At 45.0% G+C, this 21497-nt stretch carries 17 protein-coding genes and 2 pseudogenes; 8 read left to right on the top strand and 11 right to left on the bottom strand.

From position 1 onward, the window contains the following. Positions 1–1110 carry a DNA/RNA non-specific endonuclease gene (locus NX720_RS26210; RefSeq protein WP_262598550.1) on the top strand — a complete coding sequence of 370 codons (1110 nt, stop codon included), beginning with the start codon at positions 1–3 and terminating at the stop codon, positions 1108–1110. A gap of 6 nt (positions 1111–1116) precedes the next feature. Continuing rightward, entirely contained in the window at positions 1117–1932 is an 816-nt protein-coding gene (locus tag NX720_RS26205; RefSeq protein ID WP_262598549.1) for a hypothetical protein, read from the top strand. Here NX720_RS26205 and NX720_RS26200 read toward each other — a convergent pair. Next, positions 1929–2405, bottom strand: coding sequence for a hypothetical protein (locus tag NX720_RS26200; protein ID WP_262598548.1), 477 nt, complete (start codon positions 2403–2405; stop codon positions 1929–1931). The genes NX720_RS26205 and NX720_RS26200 overlap by 4 nt on opposite strands. Here NX720_RS26200 and NX720_RS26195 point away from each other — a divergent pair. Beyond that, on the top strand, positions 2395–2628 hold the full coding sequence (locus NX720_RS26195) for a hypothetical protein (RefSeq protein WP_262598547.1): 234 nt from the start codon (positions 2395–2397) through the stop codon (positions 2626–2628). The two genes, NX720_RS26200 and NX720_RS26195, sit on opposite strands and share 11 nt — an antisense overlap. Here NX720_RS26195 and NX720_RS27525 read toward each other — a convergent pair. The 3 genes and pseudogenes from NX720_RS27525 to NX720_RS27515 form a co-directional block, all read right to left on the bottom strand. Continuing rightward, positions 2625–3077, bottom strand: a complete 453-nt coding sequence (locus NX720_RS27525; protein WP_449757775.1) for a nucleotidyl transferase AbiEii/AbiGii toxin family protein — start codon at positions 3075–3077, stop codon at positions 2625–2627. The two genes, NX720_RS26195 and NX720_RS27525, sit on opposite strands and share 4 nt — an antisense overlap. Next, complete coding sequence (locus NX720_RS27520) at positions 3050–3289, bottom strand: nucleotidyl transferase AbiEii/AbiGii toxin family protein (RefSeq protein ID WP_449757785.1); 240 nt, start codon at positions 3287–3289, stop codon at positions 3050–3052. Before NX720_RS27520 ends, NX720_RS27525 begins: the two co-directional genes overlap by 28 nt. 33 nt (positions 3290–3322) lie before the next feature. Continuing rightward, positions 3323–3436 (bottom strand): annotated as a pseudogene (locus NX720_RS27515) (IS701 family transposase); the annotation flags it as partial. A 213-nt stretch (positions 3437–3649) separates the two neighbouring features. Here NX720_RS27515 and NX720_RS26185 point away from each other — a divergent pair. Together NX720_RS26185 and NX720_RS26180 are read left to right on the top strand one after the other, a co-directional pair. Continuing rightward, complete coding sequence (locus tag NX720_RS26185) at positions 3650–5284, top strand: IS1634 family transposase (RefSeq protein WP_262596076.1); 1635 nt, start codon at positions 3650–3652, stop codon at positions 5282–5284. 8 nt (positions 5285–5292) lie between these two features. Further along, entirely contained in the window at positions 5293–5802 is a 510-nt protein-coding gene (locus tag NX720_RS26180) for a hypothetical protein (protein WP_262598546.1), read from the top strand. Positions 5803–5806: 4 nt separating this feature from the next. Here the strand turns inward: NX720_RS26180 and NX720_RS26175 are convergent, their stop codons facing one another. Then, positions 5807–7177: an IS4 family transposase gene (locus NX720_RS26175; protein WP_262595824.1), complete on the bottom strand. Its 1371-nt coding sequence runs from the start codon at positions 7175–7177 to the stop codon at positions 5807–5809. A gap of 152 nt (positions 7178–7329) precedes the next feature. Between NX720_RS26175 and NX720_RS26170 the strand changes: the two genes are divergently transcribed. From NX720_RS26170 to drt2, 3 genes are all read left to right on the top strand, one after another. Beyond that, positions 7330–8367: an IS701 family transposase gene (locus NX720_RS26170; protein WP_404831032.1), complete on the top strand. Its 1038-nt coding sequence runs from the start codon at positions 7330–7332 to the stop codon at positions 8365–8367. A gap of 42 nt (positions 8368–8409) precedes the next feature. Then, positions 8410–9903: an ISKra4 family transposase gene (locus NX720_RS26165; protein ID WP_262596131.1), complete on the top strand. Its 1494-nt coding sequence runs from the start codon at positions 8410–8412 to the stop codon at positions 9901–9903. A gap of 369 nt (positions 9904–10272) precedes the next feature. Continuing rightward, complete coding sequence (gene drt2 / locus NX720_RS26160) at positions 10273–11673, top strand: antiviral reverse transcriptase Drt2 (protein ID WP_262598545.1); 1401 nt, start codon at positions 10273–10275, stop codon at positions 11671–11673. Positions 11674–11883: 210 nt separating this feature from the next. Here drt2 and NX720_RS26155 read toward each other — a convergent pair whose 3' ends face one another. The 6 genes and pseudogenes from NX720_RS26155 to NX720_RS26130 form a co-directional block, all read right to left on the bottom strand. Continuing rightward, positions 11884–13005 (bottom strand): DNA/RNA helicase domain-containing protein, encoded by a 1122-nt coding sequence (locus NX720_RS26155; protein ID WP_262598544.1) that lies wholly within the window; start codon positions 13003–13005, stop codon positions 11884–11886. Positions 13006–13128: 123 nt separating this feature from the next. Continuing rightward, positions 13129–13452: pseudogene (locus tag NX720_RS27420) on the bottom strand (nuclease-related domain-containing protein); the annotation flags it as partial. Beyond that, on the bottom strand, positions 13453–15021 hold the full coding sequence (locus NX720_RS26145) for a hypothetical protein (RefSeq protein WP_262598542.1): 1569 nt from the start codon (positions 15019–15021) through the stop codon (positions 13453–13455). Further along, on the bottom strand, positions 15018–16223 hold the full coding sequence (locus NX720_RS26140) for an AAA family ATPase (RefSeq protein WP_262598541.1): 1206 nt from the start codon (positions 16221–16223) through the stop codon (positions 15018–15020). Before NX720_RS26140 ends, NX720_RS26145 begins: the two co-directional genes overlap by 4 nt. Continuing rightward, the gene (drmB, locus tag NX720_RS26135) at positions 16216–18072 is read right to left on the bottom strand and encodes a DUF1998 domain-containing protein (protein ID WP_262598540.1); all 1857 of its coding nucleotides are present in this window, start codon (positions 18070–18072) and stop codon (positions 16216–16218) included. The genes NX720_RS26140 and drmB overlap by 8 nt, the downstream gene beginning before the upstream one ends. Beyond that, the gene (locus NX720_RS26130) at positions 18065–21274 is read right to left on the bottom strand and encodes a DEAD/DEAH box helicase (RefSeq protein ID WP_262598539.1); all 3210 of its coding nucleotides are present in this window, start codon (positions 21272–21274) and stop codon (positions 18065–18067) included. Before NX720_RS26130 ends, drmB begins: the two co-directional genes overlap by 8 nt. Positions 21275–21497 lie beyond the last annotated feature (223 nt).

Genomic DNA, 21497 nt, shown 5'->3' with positions numbered 1-21497 from the left:
GTGGAAAGTCGCATCGAAGTGTTCACCTACCAGTACGGCGATAGCACCTTTAATCGCAACAGCGGCCAGTATACCAGTACAGCGTCCGCTACTTACCAGCCTGCGGCTGCCGTCGTCGGTTCTGCCATCAGCGGGACAGAAGACGTGTCTTCCCAGAACCGGGGCTTTAATTACACCTTCAATTTTGCCGAGGCGAAACCAAAACCCGGAACACTGGTGATCAGCTACATAGCACTGGGCAAGTGGCAGGATGTAAGCGATCCGGGCAACGGACAAATGGACGGTTCCGGCAAGGGCAATATCGATTTCAGTACGGGCAGTGTGGCGGTCACAACAGGCAGCTCCGGTGGTATAGTGATCCCCGGTAACGGCAAGACCACCCGAATACAGGGTGTCATTACTGAAAACCATACTGTCCAGCACTGGCGACAGCTGTCAGCACAAGAGAGAAAGCAGGCAACTCTGTGGGATGCCTCCATTCTCCCGAGAGATGAACAGACGACAGAGCAATGGCATATGGGCATTACCACCGACAGGCAACAAAGTGAACGGTTTAACCGGGTCGATGAATACAACCCAGTCATCAGGCAGACCCTGACCGGCTATAGCGTTGCACCACCAAGCCTTCTGAACTTTGCCTTTAAAGGGCAGCGGTACACTCCGGCAGTATCTCCTGACGTTTATTTCAGGCTGGGTGAACGAAGAATCAACCGGGCGATTCAACCGAAAGACACCCGGCAACGCTCCACCTACAGCAGCAACCGAACTCAGGACGAGCCGGTCATCATCCCCTGGGGCGAAGGCCGCCAACAGAAAGACAACGACTACACCGGCAAATTTGGCGGCGAAACCCAGCCTGAAGACCCAAAGAAGCCGCAACCGAAGCAGCCAGATATCAGGGAGAGCTACCTGCTTATGAACACCATAAGCGTCGTTATCCTGCCAGACAGAACGCCCATCGAGCTGAAAGAGTTGGAGGTCAGCCTCGACATCGACAGCTTCAGCTGGGAACTCACTGGTGAGCTTTGGGGAGCCAGCAGCCTGGCAATGGTAGAGCCTGACGAAAATGGAACCAAGCAGGTCGAGGTCAATATCAACGGCTGGAAGTAGGTCTTCATGATCGAGCGCTACACCAGCCGTCGCCAGTTTGGAAAGAAGCAATACAGCATTTACGGCACCAGCCGGACGCAACTGCTCGCAGCCCCTTATGCCCCGCAGCGGAGTAAAAGCAGCACCAGCAACATCAATGCAAAGCAGGCCATCAGCGAAGAACTCAGCAATACTGGCTTCACAGCCCAATACCCAACCCTGAACGATTACAGCACACCGGACTGGATCATCCCCGGTGGTAGCTTCAGCTACCAGAACGCCCCCCCCATGAAAGTAATCGCCCGGCTGACCAGCACCGCAGGATCGGTGATTATTCCAGCCAGGGACAGCGACACCCTCAACATCCAGCCCCGCTACCCAGCCAGCCCCAGGAAGTGGAACGATGCCACCATGGACAGGATCATACCCGCCAGCCTGGTGATCAGCCTGAACGCCAGCTGGCGACCCGAGCCGGAATACAACGCTGTCTATATTTCAGGCACCCATGCGGGAGTCGCCGTCAACGTCAAGCGGCAAGGGTCGGCAGGTAACGAACCCGCCCCGGATATTCTGGAAGACTGGCTGACAGAAACCCAGGTCAACACCGAGCGAGGCCGCAATGAGCTGGCCAAAGGGGGAAACCAGAGCGTCACCACCATCGAGATCCCACTGACCGACAGCAACACGGCACCGGGACTGGTGGAGCCTGGGCAACTGGTCGAAGTGCGGGACTCTCTTCTCAATGGGACGAGTAACAACTGGCGAGCCTTGTGCCTGGCGACCAGCATAGGGTCTTCAGGCGGGAAGGTGACGCAGAGGCTGGAGCTTGAAAGGCACTACTAAGGCTGCGGAAAAAACTGCGAGGTGAATTTCAGGTAACCTTGTCTGCCTCCCTCCCGGTTCCATCGCTCAACTGACTTGATAATTCTCTTCAGGCATTTCTGCAACTCTTCAGGTGTTTTTATAAAATTCTCGGGATTAAATTGATAGGCGAACTCACTGGTAATAGCGATAACCTTATCCAACTCCACACGACCCAAGCGCCACTCACAAACAGTGATAAGCCTTTCAGTGATGATTTCTTCTATGTTTGATAAGTGCATATTTTTGGGCTCCCTTTTTGCGTACTCTGCCCGGTAGTGCTCGATGGTTGCTTCCAGTGCGCGCTTAACTTCCCAATCTTCCAGAGCCAGATAATGATGGAAAAATTCAATAATAGGGAATTCAAGATTCTGAAGTACATCTTCGTATTCTTCGGTGATATCCACGACTAAAACCTCATACATAACGGAAAGAGGATAGCTCATGGCAACCACTAATATCTGGCAGCAGTTCAAATCGTTAATACCGGAAGGTACCAGAACGGTTGTGACCATTGTCAGCCATCATTCAAATGGCACCAGCCAAGCCCGGTTGCGGGATGGGACTGTGGTGATTGTATTGGGTGTATCGGTGGGAGTTGGGGAAAATGCGTTTTTGCAGGGCGGGGAAGTGAAGGGGGCTGCGCCTGAGTTGGGGCAGTATGAGGCGGAGGTTTAGCGAGCATCACGAATGTGAGGTTTTGCATGTTCGCTCAATTCAACAGGATCGTTGGTCACACCGACAAACTCACCATAAAAAGTGTGTTCAAGTTCTTTCCAATGTGGGGACATTACTTCATGGAGAGGGCGAGGGTGGCTTAATGTATAGGCAATAAAGCCGGTGAATATCGCTCTGGAAACACCACCGGCATTCAACAGCCGTTGTACATCATACAGGTCTCGTGGATGCTGACGATCCATGGCTGCACATAGTTTTCCACCGTACAAATCCGCCTGACTAACGACCGGTATTTCAGCATAACCAAATTCATCTTCAACTGATTCGACCACGGGCAGCAGCTCCGGTTCATGGAGCGTTCCCCTGGCAACGGGCGAGACTTCAATTTTAATGGTGGCTGACTCTGTAGTGACGATGATTCTTAACTCGTCCTGCCTGTTGTCTTGCAAGGTTGCGCTAATTGAGGGCTGGGTGCTGTGATCCTCCCGGCCACACGCTCAAGTGCTGAACGAACATTTTTTAGTGCTTCGTCTCTTGGTTCGAGAGGCAGGTAGGCCAGATCAATATCAACGGACAGTCGCGGAAAATCTTGAACAAACAGGTTGATAGCCGTTCCGCCTTTCAGGGCAAAGACGGGTTCAGTTGCCACAACAGGCAACATTCTGATCAACAGGGAAACCTGCTGATATAGGACTTACGCATTGATGGCACCTGCAAATTTTGGTAGCAGGTCATCTTTGTCCTTTGCAAAAATCTTAATGAAGGTACCAACCACTTCTTTAAACAGCTTACGCTGGTGCTGATAAACCTAAATTCAGCGGTTAACCCCTGAGCTAAACTCTAACCCTCAACAATATTGAGGGCTCGAAGATGGTTCGACCACCAAAACCCACTCCCCCAAAGGGTGAGTTGTCTGAAATGGAAAAAGATCCCTTATCCGTCAACCGACATTCACCACCCAACATGACATTTTCCTAATACCTGCTATCTATCAGATAAGCAAATATCAAGAAGCCTTGTTATGCCTCCTATTCAATACCACTCTCAGGTCATGGATCATCTCGGTCTAGTGGCTGGAATGTGCAAAGAGCTGGGCATTGCCGACCATATCGACAGGCGCGCGCCCAAAGTATCTGACGAATGGAACATCTCCCACGGTGAGGCCGTTGTCGCGATGATTATCAATGGCCTCGGCTTTACGGGGCAGTCTCTCCACATGTTCCCTCAGTTCTTCTCCAATAAACCCCTCGATAAACTGATCAGAGAGGGGATTGAGCCCGAACACATAAACGACAAAGTTCTTGGAAGAACACTGGATGAACTGTTTGAACTGGGTGTCAGTAAAGTCTATTTTGAGCTGGCTATCAAGGTGGCTACGCATCTCAAATTGCCATGTGATGCACTCAACCTTGATGGCACAGGATTTCACGTCGATGGCCGTTATAACAGCGAGGAGGAAGTAAGTGACGAGGACCTCAATTGCATCAGGCTTTGCAAGGGCTACAGCCGAGATCATCGTCCTGACCTGAACCAGGCCATATTGCTCCTGCTGACCGAAAACCGGGCAGGCATTCCGATGTTTATGAAAGCAGCCAGCGGTAATGTGACGGACAAGACCAGTTTCAAACAAGTGGTTTCTGAGCATATAAAGAGCTTCAAGGCGGCACTGAATGCCCGTTACTTCATCGGTGATGCTGCATTGTATGTGGCTGAAACCGTTCAGGAACTGAGTCAGCAGGATCAGTTGTTTATCTCCAGAGTTCCTCTCAACATTGGTGCAGCCAAAGAACTGGTTCAAAGTGCGCCATTGCGCTCAATGGTTGAGGTTGAAGGGTTTGAGCATTACGAATCTGTAGAGACTCTGTCTGACTATGCAGGTGTCGTACAACGTTGGGTACTGTTTCGAAATAATCAAAGCCAGAAAACAGAACAGAAGACACTGACAAGGCGTATGCAGAAAAAGTCCCTGAAGGAGTTCAAGGAACTTGAGAAATTGGGCAAGAAGCCATTCTGTTGCGAATCGGATGCCATGGAAGCTTTCAAGCTATGGCAAAAACAGTCCGTATACTGCCAGGCTGAACCTGAGATCATCGAGAGTCCCTGCTATAAAACCAAAGGCCGTCCTGCTGATGGGACGGTTCCCGACCACTATGAATATTATGTGACAGGCTCCTGCACGGTTGCTGTACAGACTCGTCGTGATGCAGAAGCATCGTTGGGTTGTTTTGTTCTGGCAACCAACGATACAGATACAGTCCGGCTTGACGCTGGCGAACTACTGAGGACGTATAAATCCCAGCAGCAGGTTGAGAGAGGTTTTCGCTTCCTGAAGAGCCCTGATTTTCTGGTGTCTTCACTGTATCTCAAAAAACCTGAGCGTATTGAGGCCCTGTTAATGGTGATGACACTCTGTCTTATGGTCTATGCTGCAATTCAGCATCGAATCCGCTATGAACTGAAAAGGCAGAGCCGAACGTTCCCGGACATGAAGAAGAAACCAGCCCAGAACCCAACGGGCAGATGGGTTTTCCTGTGCTTTGATGGGATTCATGTGCTGTCGGTTAACGGGACGGAGAAACACATGGTTGGAATATCAGAGAGGCAATCGACGATCATTTTTATTTTGGGCTCAACGTACCAAGAAATTTATTCCTGAATAGGGTGGTGAATGACGGCGTCAAACTCGAAGTCGATTCTTTCGACGGTAAAATTCATGTCGAGTGGGAGCCTGAAGCATCGGTCACCCCAATGGGACAGCTTCCTTTTTTTATACAGTTTTTAAAAACAGGTCACCGATTTGAACCCTGGATTAACGATTGCCCACTAACTTATAAAAGCCCAAACGCCCCTCAAAAAGTGGATGTGATTGGCTCATTAATGCTTTCCATTCTTTCAGGACATAAACGCTATGCGCATATCGGAACAATTATTGGTGATAAAGTAAACGCTCAGTTGCTCGGGATGAAAAAAATTGTCAGCGATGATTCTGCCAGGCGTGGTTTAAAGAAGATTGACGAAGATGAAGGCGTTGAATGGATGCAAAAACACCTCCATCTCTGTTTTGATCCGTTATTAACCATTCCATGGATTATGGATGTTGATGTTACCGTGAAAACCATTTATGGGCATCAGGAAGGAGCGGTTAATGGCTATAACCCAATGGCACTGACTTAAGCTCTCACCCCTTGTACTTATTGAGTTGACGAGCTTTAGCCCTAGAGTGCTGGAGCTTTTTAAATGCCTTTGGTCGCCTCTTTACAGCTCTTGGTTCTGATCGTCCCGGTCGGTCTCCAACTTTATGTTCTCCAATGATAACTATCATTTGAGCTTGAACCTGGTTGAGAGTGCAATTTGGACAGAATAACAGTAAAACCCGAGCCCCATTTAGCGTCTGTTTTGCTGCCTTGAAGCTCACATCCCTCGGAACTTGCTCTGTGGCTTTGGCCACTCGCGCCATTAATGCCCGTATCAAATTGTAAACCAGAAAATGAACATAAATTTCTTTACGCACCATCGCTGGAGTCTTACAGCGCAACATCTCCATATTCATAATTGTTTTGATGGTTCTGAAGTCCAACTCAATATTCCAGCGTTTGGTGTACAGTGCGCTAATGTCAGAGCGTGGATATGCTTCTGCATCAATCAATGTGGTAACGATGATACGATTCTTCGTTTTAATGGCACGGATAATCAGGTGATCCGGTGTCCACTGATCGTAAAACTCTCTGCTCATCCAGGGTGGTTTTGGAGGACGCTCCAATCTGAATAAAGCATCTTTTTTTCCCAGTTTCATGAAGGATTTTCTGAAGTCGATTTTACGCGCACCATTTTTTTCAAAAACACCGTCAACACCTGCTATAAGCAAAAGTGCCAGGATGAAATACGTCTCGAAAATGGCATCGCCAAGCACAATGTCGTCAGCATTCAAGTTCGGGATCATTTGTATCATCAGAGATTGCTCTCCACTGCCTTTTCCCTCACAAGCTCCCATGGCTGTCTCAATGAGAGCTCCACTTCCCAGCGTGATAAAGGCAAGCATCCTGACAGTAGGGAACCCTACTTCTTTTTTTTGGGATTTTGACTGGGGATAGAGCTGTTGGTTTTCAGTCGTGTCAGGCATATTAGCAGTGGTTCCATCGGCAATAACAACCCGCCGACCGTGCCACAACCATGATTCCGGGCTTTCTTCATCCAGTCGTTTTCCTGAAATCTGAAACAATGACTTTACCTGATCTTCCGGCAACCGTTTACGTGCTTTGCAGTAGGCGTCATTCTTGGTTTTGTCGGACACTTCGTCATTTGCTGCTTGTTCAAGTGACTCCTGTACAAGAACCTTTCTGCAGGACTTGTCTTCATTGGACACCTGACGCATAAAAAGAGTAAGGGTTTTCAGGGCTGGATAATCTCTAACTCTGGAGGTCGATTTTTTCTCAAAGGCATTCAGGATCTCTGTGGAGAGTAGAGAAGCCAAGGCGTCTTCAGATGTTTGTGCAAACTGCTTCAGACATTGGTCAGCGAGTTTTAGATATTCTGGGCTAGACTTGTTCATGGCTTGCTCGAGGGCTCTGTTAACTTCATCTATTTATAGATGATTTGTTCTTGGGCAAGCCTTTCATGCCAAGGGATTAATAGGACTTACGCATTGACAGCAGGCTTTAAAATTTGATAATAGCCACAAATGACTATCTTTCAGGGACGAAAGTGAGAAGTACTACTCGCCCAACGACTGCAAAATGCACACTTCCACAATACATGGGATTTTTGATCAGTGAGCCCAAATCATCAACATGCACAAGGCTGGCAGAAGTGACTGGCATTTCTCACGATAGCGTTAACCGCTTTCTTCAGCGCGAAAATTACCAACCAAAAGACATGTTCGATGAAGCCGCCCAAAACTTATGCCTTGTTGGCGGCACGTTGAGCGTCGATGATACTGTTCTTGATAAACCGTATAGCAATTCTGTAGCGCTTGTTAGCCACTTCTGGTCAGGCAAGCATCACCGGGCAGTCAAAGGTATTAATCTTGTCACCCTCTATTACACCGATCCCGCCGGTCGGCATATGCCCGTGAACTTCAGAATATGCGACAAGTCGGAAGGCAAGACCAAAAACGATTACTTTCTTGAAATGTTGAGTGAAGTGCTGGCATGGGGGCTGAAGCCAGCGTATGTAACCGGTGACTCCTGGTACAGCTGCGTCAAAAACCTGAAGACGATTAAAAACCATCAGACAGGGTTCATGTTTGCAGTTGAAAAAAACAGGACGGTATCACTGGAAAAAGGTCATTGGCAGCAGGTTCAGGCTCTTGAGGTACCAGACGATGGTTTGGATGTCTGGCTCAAGGATTTCGGCAAAGTCAGGTTGTTCAGGACGATGCTAAAAGACCAGCGTCGCCACTACGTGGTTTACCTGCCAGAAGATGTACCTGTTCAACGCGATGATTTCATCCTGATCCACGACCAGCACTGGCAGATTGAGCAGTTCCACAGGGCGATCAAGCAGGTTTGCCATATCGAACATTTTCAGGTGCGTAATGAGCGGCCTGTAAGAAATCACATATTCTCAAGTATTCTGAGCTTTGTTTATCTCCAGAAAATGCAGATAGCGCAGGAGTTTACGAATATTTATCAGCACCAGCGTAAGCTGTTGGGTGCGGTTCATTTGCTACGACGCTCTACCCCAGCAAAACCAACTACTTTGACGACCGAGAGCAAAGAAAAAAGGGCTGTTTCGTGGTGATATAACGTCGCCAAACAAATAACACCGGAAAAGCAGCCCTTTGTGAACGCATCTTACGCTAATACTCTCGACTTTCAATTTTTTTCTCCTGCACAGGATCACTTTAATAGCATGATCCGCCACCTCGAATCTGCCTGCCTGCAGGAACATGGCACAACTGAAGAGTACATTCGAACCAATGGGGACGAGCTGCTTCGGCTAATGTTTCAGGGCTATCTCGATAAACAGGCTGAAGATGAAGAAAGAGCAGTGTCTGTCACTCCCTCTGACGGCATACCTCGTAACCATATTCGTCAAAATACCAGCCGGGTTCTCACCACGGTGTTTGGCAAGATAACGGTCAAACGGTTTGCTTATAGCCAGCGCAATGTCTCCAACGAATTCCCACTGGATGCCGGGCTCAACCTTAATAACGACCAATATTCTGATGGTGTACGCAAGCGTGTGGTCACGGATGCTATTGATCGTTCTTATGACAATGTCGTCAAACGGCATCGTGAAAATTGCCCCGGCATAGTTGGCAAGCACCAGGCAATAAAGCTGGTTGAAGGCACAGCTCAGGATTTTGTCGAATTCTATGAACAACGAACCATAGAAGATGAGCAAACAGATGACCTATTGGTTCTGAGCTTTGATGGGAAAGGTCTGGTCATGTTGCCAGATGGGTTAAGGGAAGCGACCCGCAAGAATGCAGAGAAAAGCAAGAAAAAATGTCAGACACGTTTAAGTCCGGGAGAAAAGAAAGACCGGAAGCGTATGGCTATGGTGGCGACTGTTTACACTGTGCGGGCAAACCCACGCTCACCAGAGTCCATCATGAACTCTGAAAAGAAAGCGGACAATGTCGTCAAATTTCGACCTCCAATACGCAACAAGAGGGTTTGGGCCAGTGTTGAGAGGGACGGAGAAACAGTCATCGAAGAAGCCTTTGATGAGGCTCTCAAGCGTGACCCGGAACGAAAACGACAATGGGTTGTCGTGGTCGATGGGCATCCGCATCAACTGAAAATGATTGAAAGAGTCGCCCGCAGAAAACAGGTCAAAACCAGCATCGTAATGGATTTCATTCATGTGCTGGAATATCTGTGGAAAGCCGCTCATTGTCTGCATGATAAAGGTGATAAATCTATTGAGAAATGGGTTGAGCAGCAAGCACTGAAAATTCTTCATGGGCAGTCGGGCTGGGTAGCCAGGGGCATAAAGCAAAGTGCCACGAAACGAAAATTGAAGAATCGGGAAGCTATTGATAAATGTGCTGGCTATCTGCAAAAAAACAGAGACCGGCTTTGCTACGATAAGGCGCTGCGCTCAGGCTTTCCTATTGCCAGCGGAGTGATTGAAGGCGCTTGCCGACATTTGATAAATGACCGTCTTGATATAACAGGCGCACGATGGAGCCTGCAAGGCGCGGAAGCCATTCTGAAGCTTCGCTCAATAAACTCCAGTGGAGACTGGGATGAATACTGGTCATATCACCATTCGTGTTCTAAGAAACGAAATTACGGTGAGTTGGTGGTGAATAGGGCTTCGTCGTAGCAAATGAACCGCACCCTAAGCTGTTTAAAGAAGTGGTTGGTGCCTTCATTAAGATTTTTGCAAAGGACAAAGATGACCTGCTACCAAAATTTGCAGGTGCCATCAATGCGTAAGTCCTAATTAAGTCTTAAGTCAGTGCCATTGGCATATAGATGAATTCAATCTGATGCCTTGGAGAGCATATTAATCATAAACTTGCGGCGCGTGTGGAACGGCTTATGCAGCTGCTACTGTTAAGCTGATCCGCCAGATGATTAAGAGCCAGGCCGGAAAGAAATGCATGTAATGTAGCAAGACATGTCATGGGAGAGTCGCGATCCTTTCTTTCTCGGCCGGATCTTTTCTTTCAGGTTGGTTGATTTTTCTTCAATGTCCATTCCCCCAAATAATTCAAATCAGTTTCATTTTACGAAACGAACTTACCTGCACTTTGATTTGCCAGTCAACGAAGACGTTGCCGCATCACTGGCGTGTTCACCGGAGAGGGTAAGCAAGCACAGTTTTTACCCATTTCTTAAGTATGAGAAAACAATAAATCGCGTTAAGCGAGATGCCAAAACGGGTAAGTTGGTCAAGAACCCCAAGGTACGAACCATATCTTATGCGTCTCACAGGGATAGCGCAGTATACAGCTTCTACAATCACCTTCTGGGCGAGCGTTATGAGCGCATGATTGCCAGAGACGGTCTTGGTAACGCTGTCCAGGCTTTTCGTAAAACCGGAAAAAATAACGTCCTCCTGGCCAAAGAGGCATTTGATACTATCCGGGGGATGGGTGAGTGTGTTGCTATTGGACTGGATATTAAGGGTTTCTTTGACAACATTGACCACGGTGTTTTAAAAGATAAGTGGTGTCAGTTATTAGAAGTAGATCAATTACCCGCTGACCATTACGCTGTCTATAAGTCCATTACCCGTTACTCTTATGTTGACAGGAAAAAACTTTACCAATGTCTTGATATTCACCCATACAAGCCTCGAAAAGACCGACCTTATCGGTTGTGCAGCAGTGAAGAGTTTCGCAAGCGAGTAAGGGGTGAGAAGCTGATTCAAACTCATAAAGGTTATAAAGGGTTGCCGCAGGGAGCTACGATAAGCGGGTTATTATCCAATATTTACCTTATGGATTTTGATCGTGTTATGGCTAATGCCGTAAAGTCCTTTGGTGGTCATTATTTCCGTTATTGCGATGATATGCTGTTTATCGTCCCACCAAAAGAAGAAAAGCATATCCATGCTTTGGCTGTACAGGAAATTGCCCGGTTGCGCCTGAATATAAACAGCAAAAAAGAAGAGGTTCGTCATTTTTTACCGGTGGATGGCGGTCTTAAATCTGAAAAACCTCTGCAGTTTTTAGGTTTTCTCTTTGATGGGCAGAGTGTTTTGCTCAGGTCTTCAAGCCTGTCTAATTACACCAGGCGAGTTAATCGAGCAATAAAAAGGGCAGGCTATTTTAGGAATAAATTTAACTGGGAGCGTTTGAGTAGAGAGGAGGATAGGCGCTCGCTCTACAGGCGGAAGCTGTATGAAAAGTACTCATACCTTGGCACGGTTAATAAAACCTATCTTGCTTATGCCTACGGTGCTGCAAATATAATGGATTCAGACGCGATTCGAAAGCAACTCAAGCCGCTTTGGAATCGATTGCAGGGACGTATTGATGATGAGTCTGGTCTGAGGAGTGTTTTATGGATGTTTAAAAAAACGGGATTCAGGCGCAATCCGGAATTAACTCAAGCCGAATTTGAATCGATATTAAGCTCATTGTAAATTTTGAGAATGCACTCCCTGATGTTACTGGGCTGTCGCTAATCGAAGACGAAATTTGCCTAAAAGTTCTGAGCAGTTACAATCGATTGCAGGGACGTATTGATGGTGTTGAGCCTCCCAAACGGAGTCTGAAGAGTCCTTTATTGATGTTAAAAGAACTGGAAAAGTCTGAAGCCTAATGTAATTAAATGTTTCCTTGAATCTAGAGAATCAGCACCAAAAGCAATACAGCTTTGCCCTGGCTCTGCTCATTCCTACATAATGCAAAGAACGACTATCACTGTCAGTCAAAGAATTAGGGGCCTGGAGATCCAGAAGAATGATAATATCGTTCTCAAGGCCTTTAAAATTCTTTATCTCGGCAAACGTCATACCTTCAAATGGGTATTTTCTGACCTTGTAATCATCCAGTTCAGTAATACTATTAAATTCATCCTGGTCTAGCTGTGAGAGTAATGACCGTCGTTTTCTGACAGACGACAGAATGGTTATCGAGCGTTCATCCACTTCAGAAGACTTTAGTTCTTTCAACAGTTTTGAAAGATCATCGATAAGTGATTTTTTATTACCGCAATGCTCGGTTACTTCTGGCCCCTCAATGACAGTTGGTTTTCCCATATCGCAGCCTAGTGAAGTCTGTATACTGGTTAGAATCTTGCCGGTGTTTCGGCAGTTAATATTAAGGCGAAGAACTGCCGGGTTGTTCTTTGTTTTGAGCCAGTCTAATGAGTCCTTGTCCATTTGTGAGAGCAGGTTGGCTTGGTTGTTAGCATCATGAAAGAAATACCACTGTCCATCACTAAAACCGCCATTGATAGCACTATCTAATATATTCAGGTCAATGCTGTTAAGGAGGTCTTGCCCCTCATCAACGATCAAAACGTCAAAGGTATCAAGCCCAGAACGCCTCATCGTCGTGGGAAGTCCACGGGTTGTGGCAATAACCAGTTTATCTGATTTGATACGAGTCATTAAATAATGACGAAGCCAGGATGACTTGCATGCCAGAAGCACGGTTTTGTCTTGTGCGATGAATCGCCTTGCCATTTCTGCAGCAAGAAAGGTTTTCCCTGTTCCTGCACCACCTGAGCAGAGTACTCGTTGATTATCCATTGCAATATCAACATAGTGATATTGCTCTTCAGTCAAGCTAACCGATGAACAGTTTACGCTTTCAATCTGGTCAAATAATGGCTGTACTACTTCAAAATTTGGCCTTAGAAAAGATGCAATGGCATCTACATCTTCTGCAGAAAGTAAGTTGGCATTGGCAGGGCGTTTATAATTCCAGTACTCAAACAGGCTTTTTAACCATTGATCAAAGTGCCGCATATCTCTGGAGTCACAGACCATCTCTCGATCCCATTCGGCTCCTGCCTGTTTCCACAGAACGTTCGGGAACATCACTGCATAACCTATAGGGATGCGTGTTTCTTCAAGATTAAGGAATTCTTTGATTTTGCTGTTTATTGCATGAACAGCACCGTTGGCCTGCTTGAATGGGTCAGAGATGCGGTGTTTCCCATTCTTGTTTTCTGTAAACCAGACCCCATCGCTAAAAGAGATTCTGCCTCCCTTGACCTCAAGTACGAACAACCCAAAGGTACTTACAATGACAAAATCAGCTTCCCCTTCCCGCTTTTGGGCATGACTGGTTAATGACAGAGAATGGAAGGCTATGAGGTCTGTTCCATCTATCTCCGCTGACTTGAGAGAAGAAAAAACCTGACCCTCCGCATAACTGTTATTGTCATGCGGAATGTTTGGAATTATTTTCATCTATGATTTTTTGTTAAATGTATCGATTATTTTGTTAAAATCAAGAAGCTCATTGGCTTTCTTTATAGTTTTCACGGTCATGAGTTCTTCGAGCTTATTAAAGTCCACTTCTGCTGATTGCTTTTGCCGTGACTTGAACTCCATTGTTGCCCCTTCTTGGGTGTATTTACCCTTTGTGGTAATAGTCCATGTGATAAAATCATCAACAAGTATATCAAGGTGCTTAGCAAAGGACTCATAAAAGTCGTGCAATTTATTATTTGTACTTTTTTGTTTGAAAAACTTTTCGTAAATTAGTGCAGGACACTTTGGCTCATCGAATGTAGAATGGTGATCTTGATCAAGCCTATGTATATACTCTGCCATTTTAAATGAAACCCAAGTGGATAAATCATGTATCTTCCTGATTATGTTGGGAGTATTGATAAAGCCATTAACAGCACCAAAGAACAGAGCTAGCAATGCATAGTCCTCTTCTGAAAAATCATTGTGGTAATACTTGAGCATTGTTTCTGAGTTATCGCGCACAAAGAACATTGTCAGAAGTAAGAATATTTTTGATCTTCCAGATTTTTTAGCTGTGCAGTAACCGATAACATTTGTAATGATGGTGTCAGTATCATCTTGGTGAGTTCTTTCAATCAGTGAAGTTAAACTTTCTTTAAAAATAGCGCAGTTATTAGCATAACTATCTGGCAAGATTTTAATGTCAGATAAAAGGTCAAGCACGCTAAACCGAGCTTCCCCAGCATCACTTATGCCGTAAATGCATTGGATAATCTGGCTGTACAGTTGAAAGGTTTCATCTAAATCACCAGATTGATTAAAGAAAAAATTCAACAACGGGACTATATTTTTTAGATTTTCAGAGTCTGAGTTGTTCGAAATAAAATCTTTAAATATCTTAGTGGATTGTGTTCCATTTTTTGTTTGGTAATATAGAAGGCTTAATGCGCCGCCATATGAAAAGGCTTTGTCGTAATTTAACGTTCTAGGCGAAACCTGCTCACTGATAGAGTTTGAATTACTCTCCACTTTTAGAGGAAGGTCGCTTCCTGTCGGCTTGGGCTCTTTGAATAGCTTTGTATTAGTAGTAATAAGGCTCTTGATCGTGCTTCCGTAGTTACTTTGATATTCAGTTGTGAGATGATTTTTACCAGAAGAATTTTTTATAATTATTTTTTTAATAGAGTTAATTGGTAGAGGTGCCGGTAACAGTATCTCGGATAAAGTTTGATCATCTGAATTAATATCGCCATCAACCCTGAATGAATTGTACAGATGGGGTTCTTGTGCTTCTGTTCGAAAGAATGCTTTAGTTTTAATTTTTTTGATATCAAGCTCAAGCAAGCACTCAGTAAGATTTTCATCTTCAGCTTTGGCTGCTATCAATGCATTCCATAGGTTCGATTCAGGAAAACAGGGGATATATCCAGCTGGTGTATCGCACATAGCATCAGCAATATATGCGCTTTCAGTAAATCCCTGCTTATCAACAATTAAACCACAACCAAAAAAGAATTCTAAATTTTCAGTGTTTGTAACAATAAACCAACGATTGGAACTCATAGCTGTCGCCTCTTTAGCAATTCAATTTGTGTGCTCTTACCATTATGCTCAATGGTGATTGTTTCATTTTCCGGGGGCAATATTTCTTCCAGAATGCTATTCTGGATGGAGCTTTTTAATAGGTAGAGGCGTTCTCTGGCCCTTGAGGACATCACGTAAAGACGCTTCATCAGGCTCTCTTTGTCGTTTGATATAGGCTTAAAGCCATCAATCAAAATAAATACAATATCAAACTCAATTCCTTTTACTGACTTGTCATTTAAGACAACAATACCGCCGTTGTTAAATTCGATATTGACATCTCCTTTTTGGCTCGAAAAATATGTACTTACTACAGGAGGTGAATATTTTCGGCTTTGATCATCTTTTTGCAGGTCTTTTGCCCACCATTCTCGCTTGCCTTCATTGGCTACAAAGAAGCCAATCAGTTTGCTGGGGTCTCTATCGTACTCACTAAGTATTTGCTCTTTTACACGATCTATTGTCTTATATTCGAACAGGATAGGTGTGTTTACCGAAGGTCTATTGGGGAGTTGTGGTTTTGGGCTCGTTTTATCGGTATAAAAATAATTCGAGAATGCTGCTATTGGTGAGGTGTTTCTCCAATTCTCTTTCAGTTCAATGACTTCATCATTCTCAAGTCCAAGAACTTCCATAAGTTTTTTCTTTGATGAATACTCTTCTGTGATTTGCTGATTCTGGTCTGCGACAACAAAGAAATCTTTGATATGTAAACTCTCAATACATTCATACCACTCTGGTGGTAAATCCTGACCTTCATCAACAATCAGGCTGTGACCCGTAAAGTCTGCATTATAGTAAGCAAATCGTTCAGACACTTTTTTATAGTCAGGCTTATGTGGTTTAATCTCAGGCATTTTGTCCTGATGATAAGTGGCTCTTGAACCTCCGACAATATTCCAGTGGAGATCATAAAGCCAGGACATGGCGGTGTTCATTTTTTCAGAAAATTCATTATCTAACAGGTTTTTATTTGCATGATTAAGCACATGATTAAATGTCAGGAAATGTACATTTTCTGCATTTCCCAGCTCTTGCATTCTCAAGAGTGCTACCACTGATTTTCCTGTACCCGGGGAACCTACCACCAAATGCTGGCCGTTCTTAGGGAGGCGCAATACTTTCCTCTGCTCTTTGGTTAATTCATCTCGTCTAGGTAGTCTAAAAACTCTTTTAGCCATCTGCTCTTCTCAATACATCAATTAGAGAGGGAATTCCTGATGCAGAATTTCCTTTAATAAATACACGGTCTAAAAATACATTGTTGTAACTGCATGCGGTGTCTGGAACTAACGCACATGCATGACACGCTGCACGGTTTAACCAGGCAGGCCCCTGTCCTTCCATTTCGCCACAAACCGGGTCTAACGAGCACCAGTCTGCCTGGCGCAGTGCCGCATCGAATAATCTCAGAAACCTATCAGGCCTTGCAAGCTCGATAATACCACCGAGGGAACCCGCTACATCTGCCACTGCAGTATAAATCAGGATGCCTGTCATTCCATCAGCAGGCGAGCAATAGATTCGTTCCTGCAGGGAAGCTGCCGGATAGCCTGCTGTTGATTCAAGCTCCCGGATTAAAATATGGGCTAATGTATGAAGCATGATAAACCGGGGGGATGGTATCGCTTCGTCGGGCAATATGATATCTGAATTTTGATAGCGTTGCTCAATAGTACTGGCTCTTTGTCGGAGCAGTTGATTGGACTCCCATTCTTTAATTTTTTCATCATCCAGAGTGAAAAATATACCTTCACCAAACAGCTCTATAGCGGGTAACCAGTCAGCCTCATTAACCAGGTCTGGTGGTACAACGGGTACAGGTTTATGTTCTTCAATATCACTGGCCGCCCTGGAAAAGCCTTTGAATACTTCAATTACTCTTAGCCTGTCGACAGCTACTAACTGATTGACTAATCTGGCTGCTGTTTGTAGCTCGGGCGCCCCCTTGAGGTCATCAATGAACTTAGCCCAATCATCGGTCAGGTGGCGAGTTATAAAGTCTGCTCCCTCAGGGAAGTCCTCGGGAGTTGTTAAAGCAAGATATTCATCTCCCAGCATGTCACCAGCTATTATTTCAATATTCGAAGAATCTGCCGTTGTGGCCTCATCATTAAGGGCTGCTATCAATTCATCTTTAGTACACTTAAGTGTATTTGTAGCCCTCTTGATTAATCTCTTGCGCTGGAGTTCTCGGGTTGCGCCTTTAATTTCATTTATTAGTTGGGAATTTAGCTCAAGTTTATATTTCAGTGAGTTTCTATCAATATTGGATTCTGGTGGAATAACGAGTGCCCGCTCGTTTACTGGGGAGTAGGCTCTTGGGTCATTCACTTCCATAACCGTGTAGGTTATTCCTTTTTCCTCTTGAGAAACCCTCACCTTCTCCTTGACTTGAAAATGTCCATGTTCTTTGAAATCTGCTTGTTCAAAATTAGCCGTTGAACCACACTTCAGGCACTCAATGATTTTTCTTCCTTGCTTTCCACTAACGATTTTTAATCTGCTTTCTCTAATATTAGGAGTACAGCGTTTTTTATTATTTCTATTATTATTTTTATTATTATTTCTATGACAAATTTTATGCCACGGCACATTAAGTAGATCACCAAAGCTACTTGTTGCACACCATGTTACCTGTTCCAGAATACCCTCTTTACATGCTTGGCAGTTAATCTGTTCATCAATGGCTATTTCATTGGCTCGCCATGGTTCATAAAAAAGTTGATTGCACTGGTTGCATTTCATCCAGGAAGGAAATCGCTCAGTTGGAATGGTAGTTCCATGAATCCTCAAGTTCACTGACTCATCAAACTCCGCCAGTGGTGGCAGCAAAAGCTTTTGATGAATGCGAAGATGCTGTTTGGCCCGTTCAACAGCGTGGAGTTGTAGCATATTGTTAGCCGACCAACTTCTTGTATCCTTTACCCGCATTAACCAATCATTCTGGTCACGTAAAATAGAGCCTACTGCGGCATGACTTGTTAAGTGCGAAAAGCGTACAGGAGTAAACCATTTCTTGTTAATCAATCTTCTTATCTCCTGCTACTTCAAAAAGTCCTGTTTTTTCGACACTTCGCATAGAGTTGAGGGTTTTCCATAGACCTGAAGAAGATTTTTCACCTTCAAAGGGAGCAAGTAGCCCCTCAGTCGAGTTGTCATGCTGCTTATATCTGAGGTTGGTGGCTGTTGATGTCTCATTTTCCCAGTCTGCAATCAGGCGATCTAAATGCTCACATACCTCTTTTGCACTTTTTTTAGACCCGGCAAGCGCAAACTTGATACGAAGCTTTAGCTGTTTAATGACTTTCGCAACCTCAGGTCGCTCACTGTTAAATTGTTCTGCATCAGTGTTGTCAATTAGACCGTGCTCACCATGCCTCACAGCAGCAACAAGTGCAGCGTGTAGTGCCCGATTTCTTACTTGCTGAGTAAAAGGGGTCAAACTTGAAGGCTCTACAAACCTGTAGAATGAGCTATGGTATGCTCTGAAATTTTCATAGTGAGAGAGGCTTCTGGCCTGAGTTTTGTAATAATTAGCAAACACGATTCCTGGAGTCTTTCCCCGGCCTACCCGGCTGCTTGCCTGAATATATTCCGCTGTTGTCAAAGGCTGCCCATTGATTACCATCAGTGCCAGTCTTGGTTCATCAAGGCCAACGGATACCATGTTTGTCGCCAGCGCTGCATCAATTGCATCATGCTCTTCGTAAGCAGAGCTTAGTGATTCAAAAATTTTAGCGTTTGCATCAGCCGTTTGGTTACTTGTCAGTGATTTGATATTTAGTTTTCTTGCCGGAAAATATTGGTCATACAGTCTTGCAATATCCTGATTTTCTGAGATTTCTTTTGAGCACTCCCCGTTAAAAAAACTGGGCGACTGAATTAATTTATTGGCTCGTAATAATTCGGCTATTCCAGGTTCCAGAACGTCAATTTCATTTAAAAAATCCGATAGCAGCAGTCGGTGCTGAATACGTGGAATACCACTTTGGAAGTTCGTTCTGCTATTACCCACTCCCTTTAAACTGCCGTGATAGACCATTTGGGTCCACCATGAATCCTTTAACTCGCTTTGATCATTAAATAGAATTTGCGGTGCAGTTATTAAAACTGCCGCCAGATCTTCGAGACAGTTTTGGCGTTGCCGGCTAAAAGCCATGTAGCCTATGTAAAGCCTGCCCGGCTTCTCACTTAATGGTACTTCGCGGGCAAAGTAAGAATCTTTTTGACGAAGACCAACGGGGGGGAATACGGCCATATCACGGCCAAATAGTGCTCGAACCTGTTCAGAAGCTTGACGGATAGTTGCTGTTGAGGCAATAAACTTGGGATAAACACCACGAGAGACAAGGATTGCTTCGAAACCCACTTCATAAAGCCCAACAATTGAACCCAATGCTCCTGAAATGAGATGAAGTTCATCTTGAATAATCAGTTCAGGCGGGCGATGAGTATTACCCCCAAAGAAAGAGGATGCCCGATCTTCCCATGGGAGTCTGGCAAACTTATCTACCGTGGCAATTAATAAGCTCGGAGGCTTCGTATAAAGAGCTTCATCAACGACATTGAATGGTAAGACATTATTTTCCTCGTGGCCGAATGCACACTCTTGATTGTTACAGGTAAAATGGAAGCTTGTTTCTGTCGCTTTGTAATTACTTTTTGTAAAGGCATCCCTACACCAAGGACACTGACGCAAAATAAACTTACTGAAGTTTCCTTTATTGAGTTGCTCAAGTGCTTGAGCAAAGCTATTTGGCGAAGATTCCCCACCAAGCCACAGTCCCACACTGTAAGGCTCTTTTCCCAGTGCCGGGGTCTCCCGGCGAATAAGTTCTAATGCAGAAACAACTTTGCATGCGCGAACAAATTGCTGGGATGTTAACAGTCGGAGAGTGTAGCGCATGATCGCTGTCGTTCCCCCGCCACTGCTGGAATACTTGAGGCGGCGGTAGACAAATACAAACGCCATGACACCTAAATAAGCTTCTGTCTTTCCTCCACCTGTCGGAAACCAGATTAGATCGACCCAGTCCCGATAATCATTGTCTTCATCAATGGAAGACTCTAAAGCCATAAGAAAAAAAGCAAGCTGGAATGGCCGCCAATTGTAAGGATCCCTGGGGTTGTTCGCACCATTAAGTTCCATTTGTGTCAGCATTGCCTGATTAGCTAACGCAAAAGCATATTGTGCGTTTTCATCTTCGCGCATCAGAGAAATACTGCTTCGCATTCTCGAGTTCGCGATTTCCATTCGGGAAATAAGGCGTTGAGCGGTATCCTGCTCATCATCCTCTTCAGAGTCTGCAATAACCTCCTGAGCCTCAATCCATTCAGAATAGCTATCGACAAATTCATCAAGTTGCTCAAAAACACTATTATTGGACTGTATCGTCTTGAGGAATTCAAAACTCAGAACCTCAGTGAGTTTACCGCCCGTTTTTGCAGTGACCTGAGGCACCTCGACGACTGGCATAAAATCACTGAATAACTCAATACCACCGCTTTCGAAACTCCAGTCAACCGCCACGCCATGGCCGATAGCATAGACATGTTCATCCTTATAACGAAGTTCGAGTTCTTGCTCTTCCTTCGTGAGCAAGGCCTTGCTAACCCGAGGATAGTTTCGAAGTGAAATCTCTGGTAAAAAGCACTTTAGTCCGGCTTCGAACAAAGAGTGTTTTGCCAGCTCATCACGCAATTTCTCTTTTTCGCCTACTGTGAAGTGTTGGTTATTGGAAAGAGTGACCGTTATGATTTTGCCATCGCCATGGGGACGGACAGTAACATCAATTCTAGCCCGGTCTTGGCAAACTATATGTTGTGATGAATTGTTAAGTAATACCTCAACTTCCTCCCCGTCATCATCCACCAGAGGTTGCTTTTCCCATCTACGAACATTGCCAGGTGAACCACCATCCTCAAACCTGACTGCACTATAAAAAATTCGGAGTGACTCAAGGGTATTGTCAATATAGAACGAAAAACCCATGGATGATGGGGGTTGGTATTTTGTTTTTTTGGGAGATGTGGCGTTTTCTAACTCGGTTTCTTCTTCGTCCAACTGATCATCAGTTTCGTGCTCGGCACCCAATGAGTACAGAATTCCAGTCGTGTATCGATCAAAAGGGTTATTTTCAAAAAGTAAATCATCTTTTAGTTTTTCACCGGTTAAACTCTGTTTGACCCAGTTAACAAACTCAAGGCGAGCCTTGGTATAGTCGGACATGGCAATTGGCACCTGGCCACTTTCTGTAGATTTTTTTCATGGCTCTGAAGTCAAATGACTAAACGGAGCAACACATGAATCTATATTAAATTAAATTCTCTCTGGGTCATATTCATCGGCGCTTGCGACGAATTATTCAGAGAGCAACGGCAAACCCGCCTCTTAGAGCAGGATAGGGTATAATTCGTAGGCAGACTTCTTATCTTATCCATTGCTGCGGAAG

This window comes from Endozoicomonas euniceicola, from assembly GCF_025562755.1.
Classification (GTDB): domain Bacteria; phylum Pseudomonadota; class Gammaproteobacteria; order Pseudomonadales; family Endozoicomonadaceae; genus Endozoicomonas_A; species Endozoicomonas_A euniceicola.
The sequence above is the reverse complement of the archived record's forward strand: the minus strand, read 5'-3'. Positions and strand labels throughout refer to the sequence as shown.

What these genes read in the sequence shown, in the direction of transcription:
- drt2 (WP_262598545.1), top strand. Translation starts at nt 10,273, where the DNA reads ATGTCCATTCCCCCAAATAATTCAAATCAGTTTCATTTTACGAAACGA.
- NX720_RS26185 (WP_262596076.1), top strand. Translation starts at nt 3,650, where the DNA reads ATGCCTCCTATTCAATACCACTCTCAGGTCATGGATCATCTCGGTCTA.
- NX720_RS26145 (WP_262598542.1), bottom strand. Translation starts at nt 15,021, where the DNA reads ATGAGTTCCAATCGTTGGTTTATTGTTACAAACACTGAAAATTTAGAA.
- NX720_RS26155 (WP_262598544.1), bottom strand. Translation starts at nt 13,005, where the DNA reads ATGCGGCACTTTGATCAATGGTTAAAAAGCCTGTTTGAGTACTGGAAT.
- NX720_RS26205 (WP_262598549.1), top strand. Translation starts at nt 1,117, where the DNA reads ATGATCGAGCGCTACACCAGCCGTCGCCAGTTTGGAAAGAAGCAATAC.
- NX720_RS26175 (WP_262595824.1), bottom strand. Translation starts at nt 7,177, where the DNA reads ATGAACAAGTCTAGCCCAGAATATCTAAAACTCGCTGACCAATGTCTG.
- NX720_RS26195 (WP_262598547.1), top strand. Translation starts at nt 2,395, where the DNA reads ATGGCAACCACTAATATCTGGCAGCAGTTCAAATCGTTAATACCGGAA.
- NX720_RS26140 (WP_262598541.1), bottom strand. Translation starts at nt 16,223, where the DNA reads ATGGCTAAAAGAGTTTTTAGACTACCTAGACGAGATGAATTAACCAAA.
- NX720_RS27520 (WP_449757785.1), bottom strand. Translation starts at nt 3,289, where the DNA reads ATGTTGCCTGTTGTGGCAACTGAACCCGTCTTTGCCCTGAAAGGCGGA.
- NX720_RS26130 (WP_262598539.1), bottom strand. Translation starts at nt 21,274, where the DNA reads ATGTCCGACTATACCAAGGCTCGCCTTGAGTTTGTTAACTGGGTCAAA.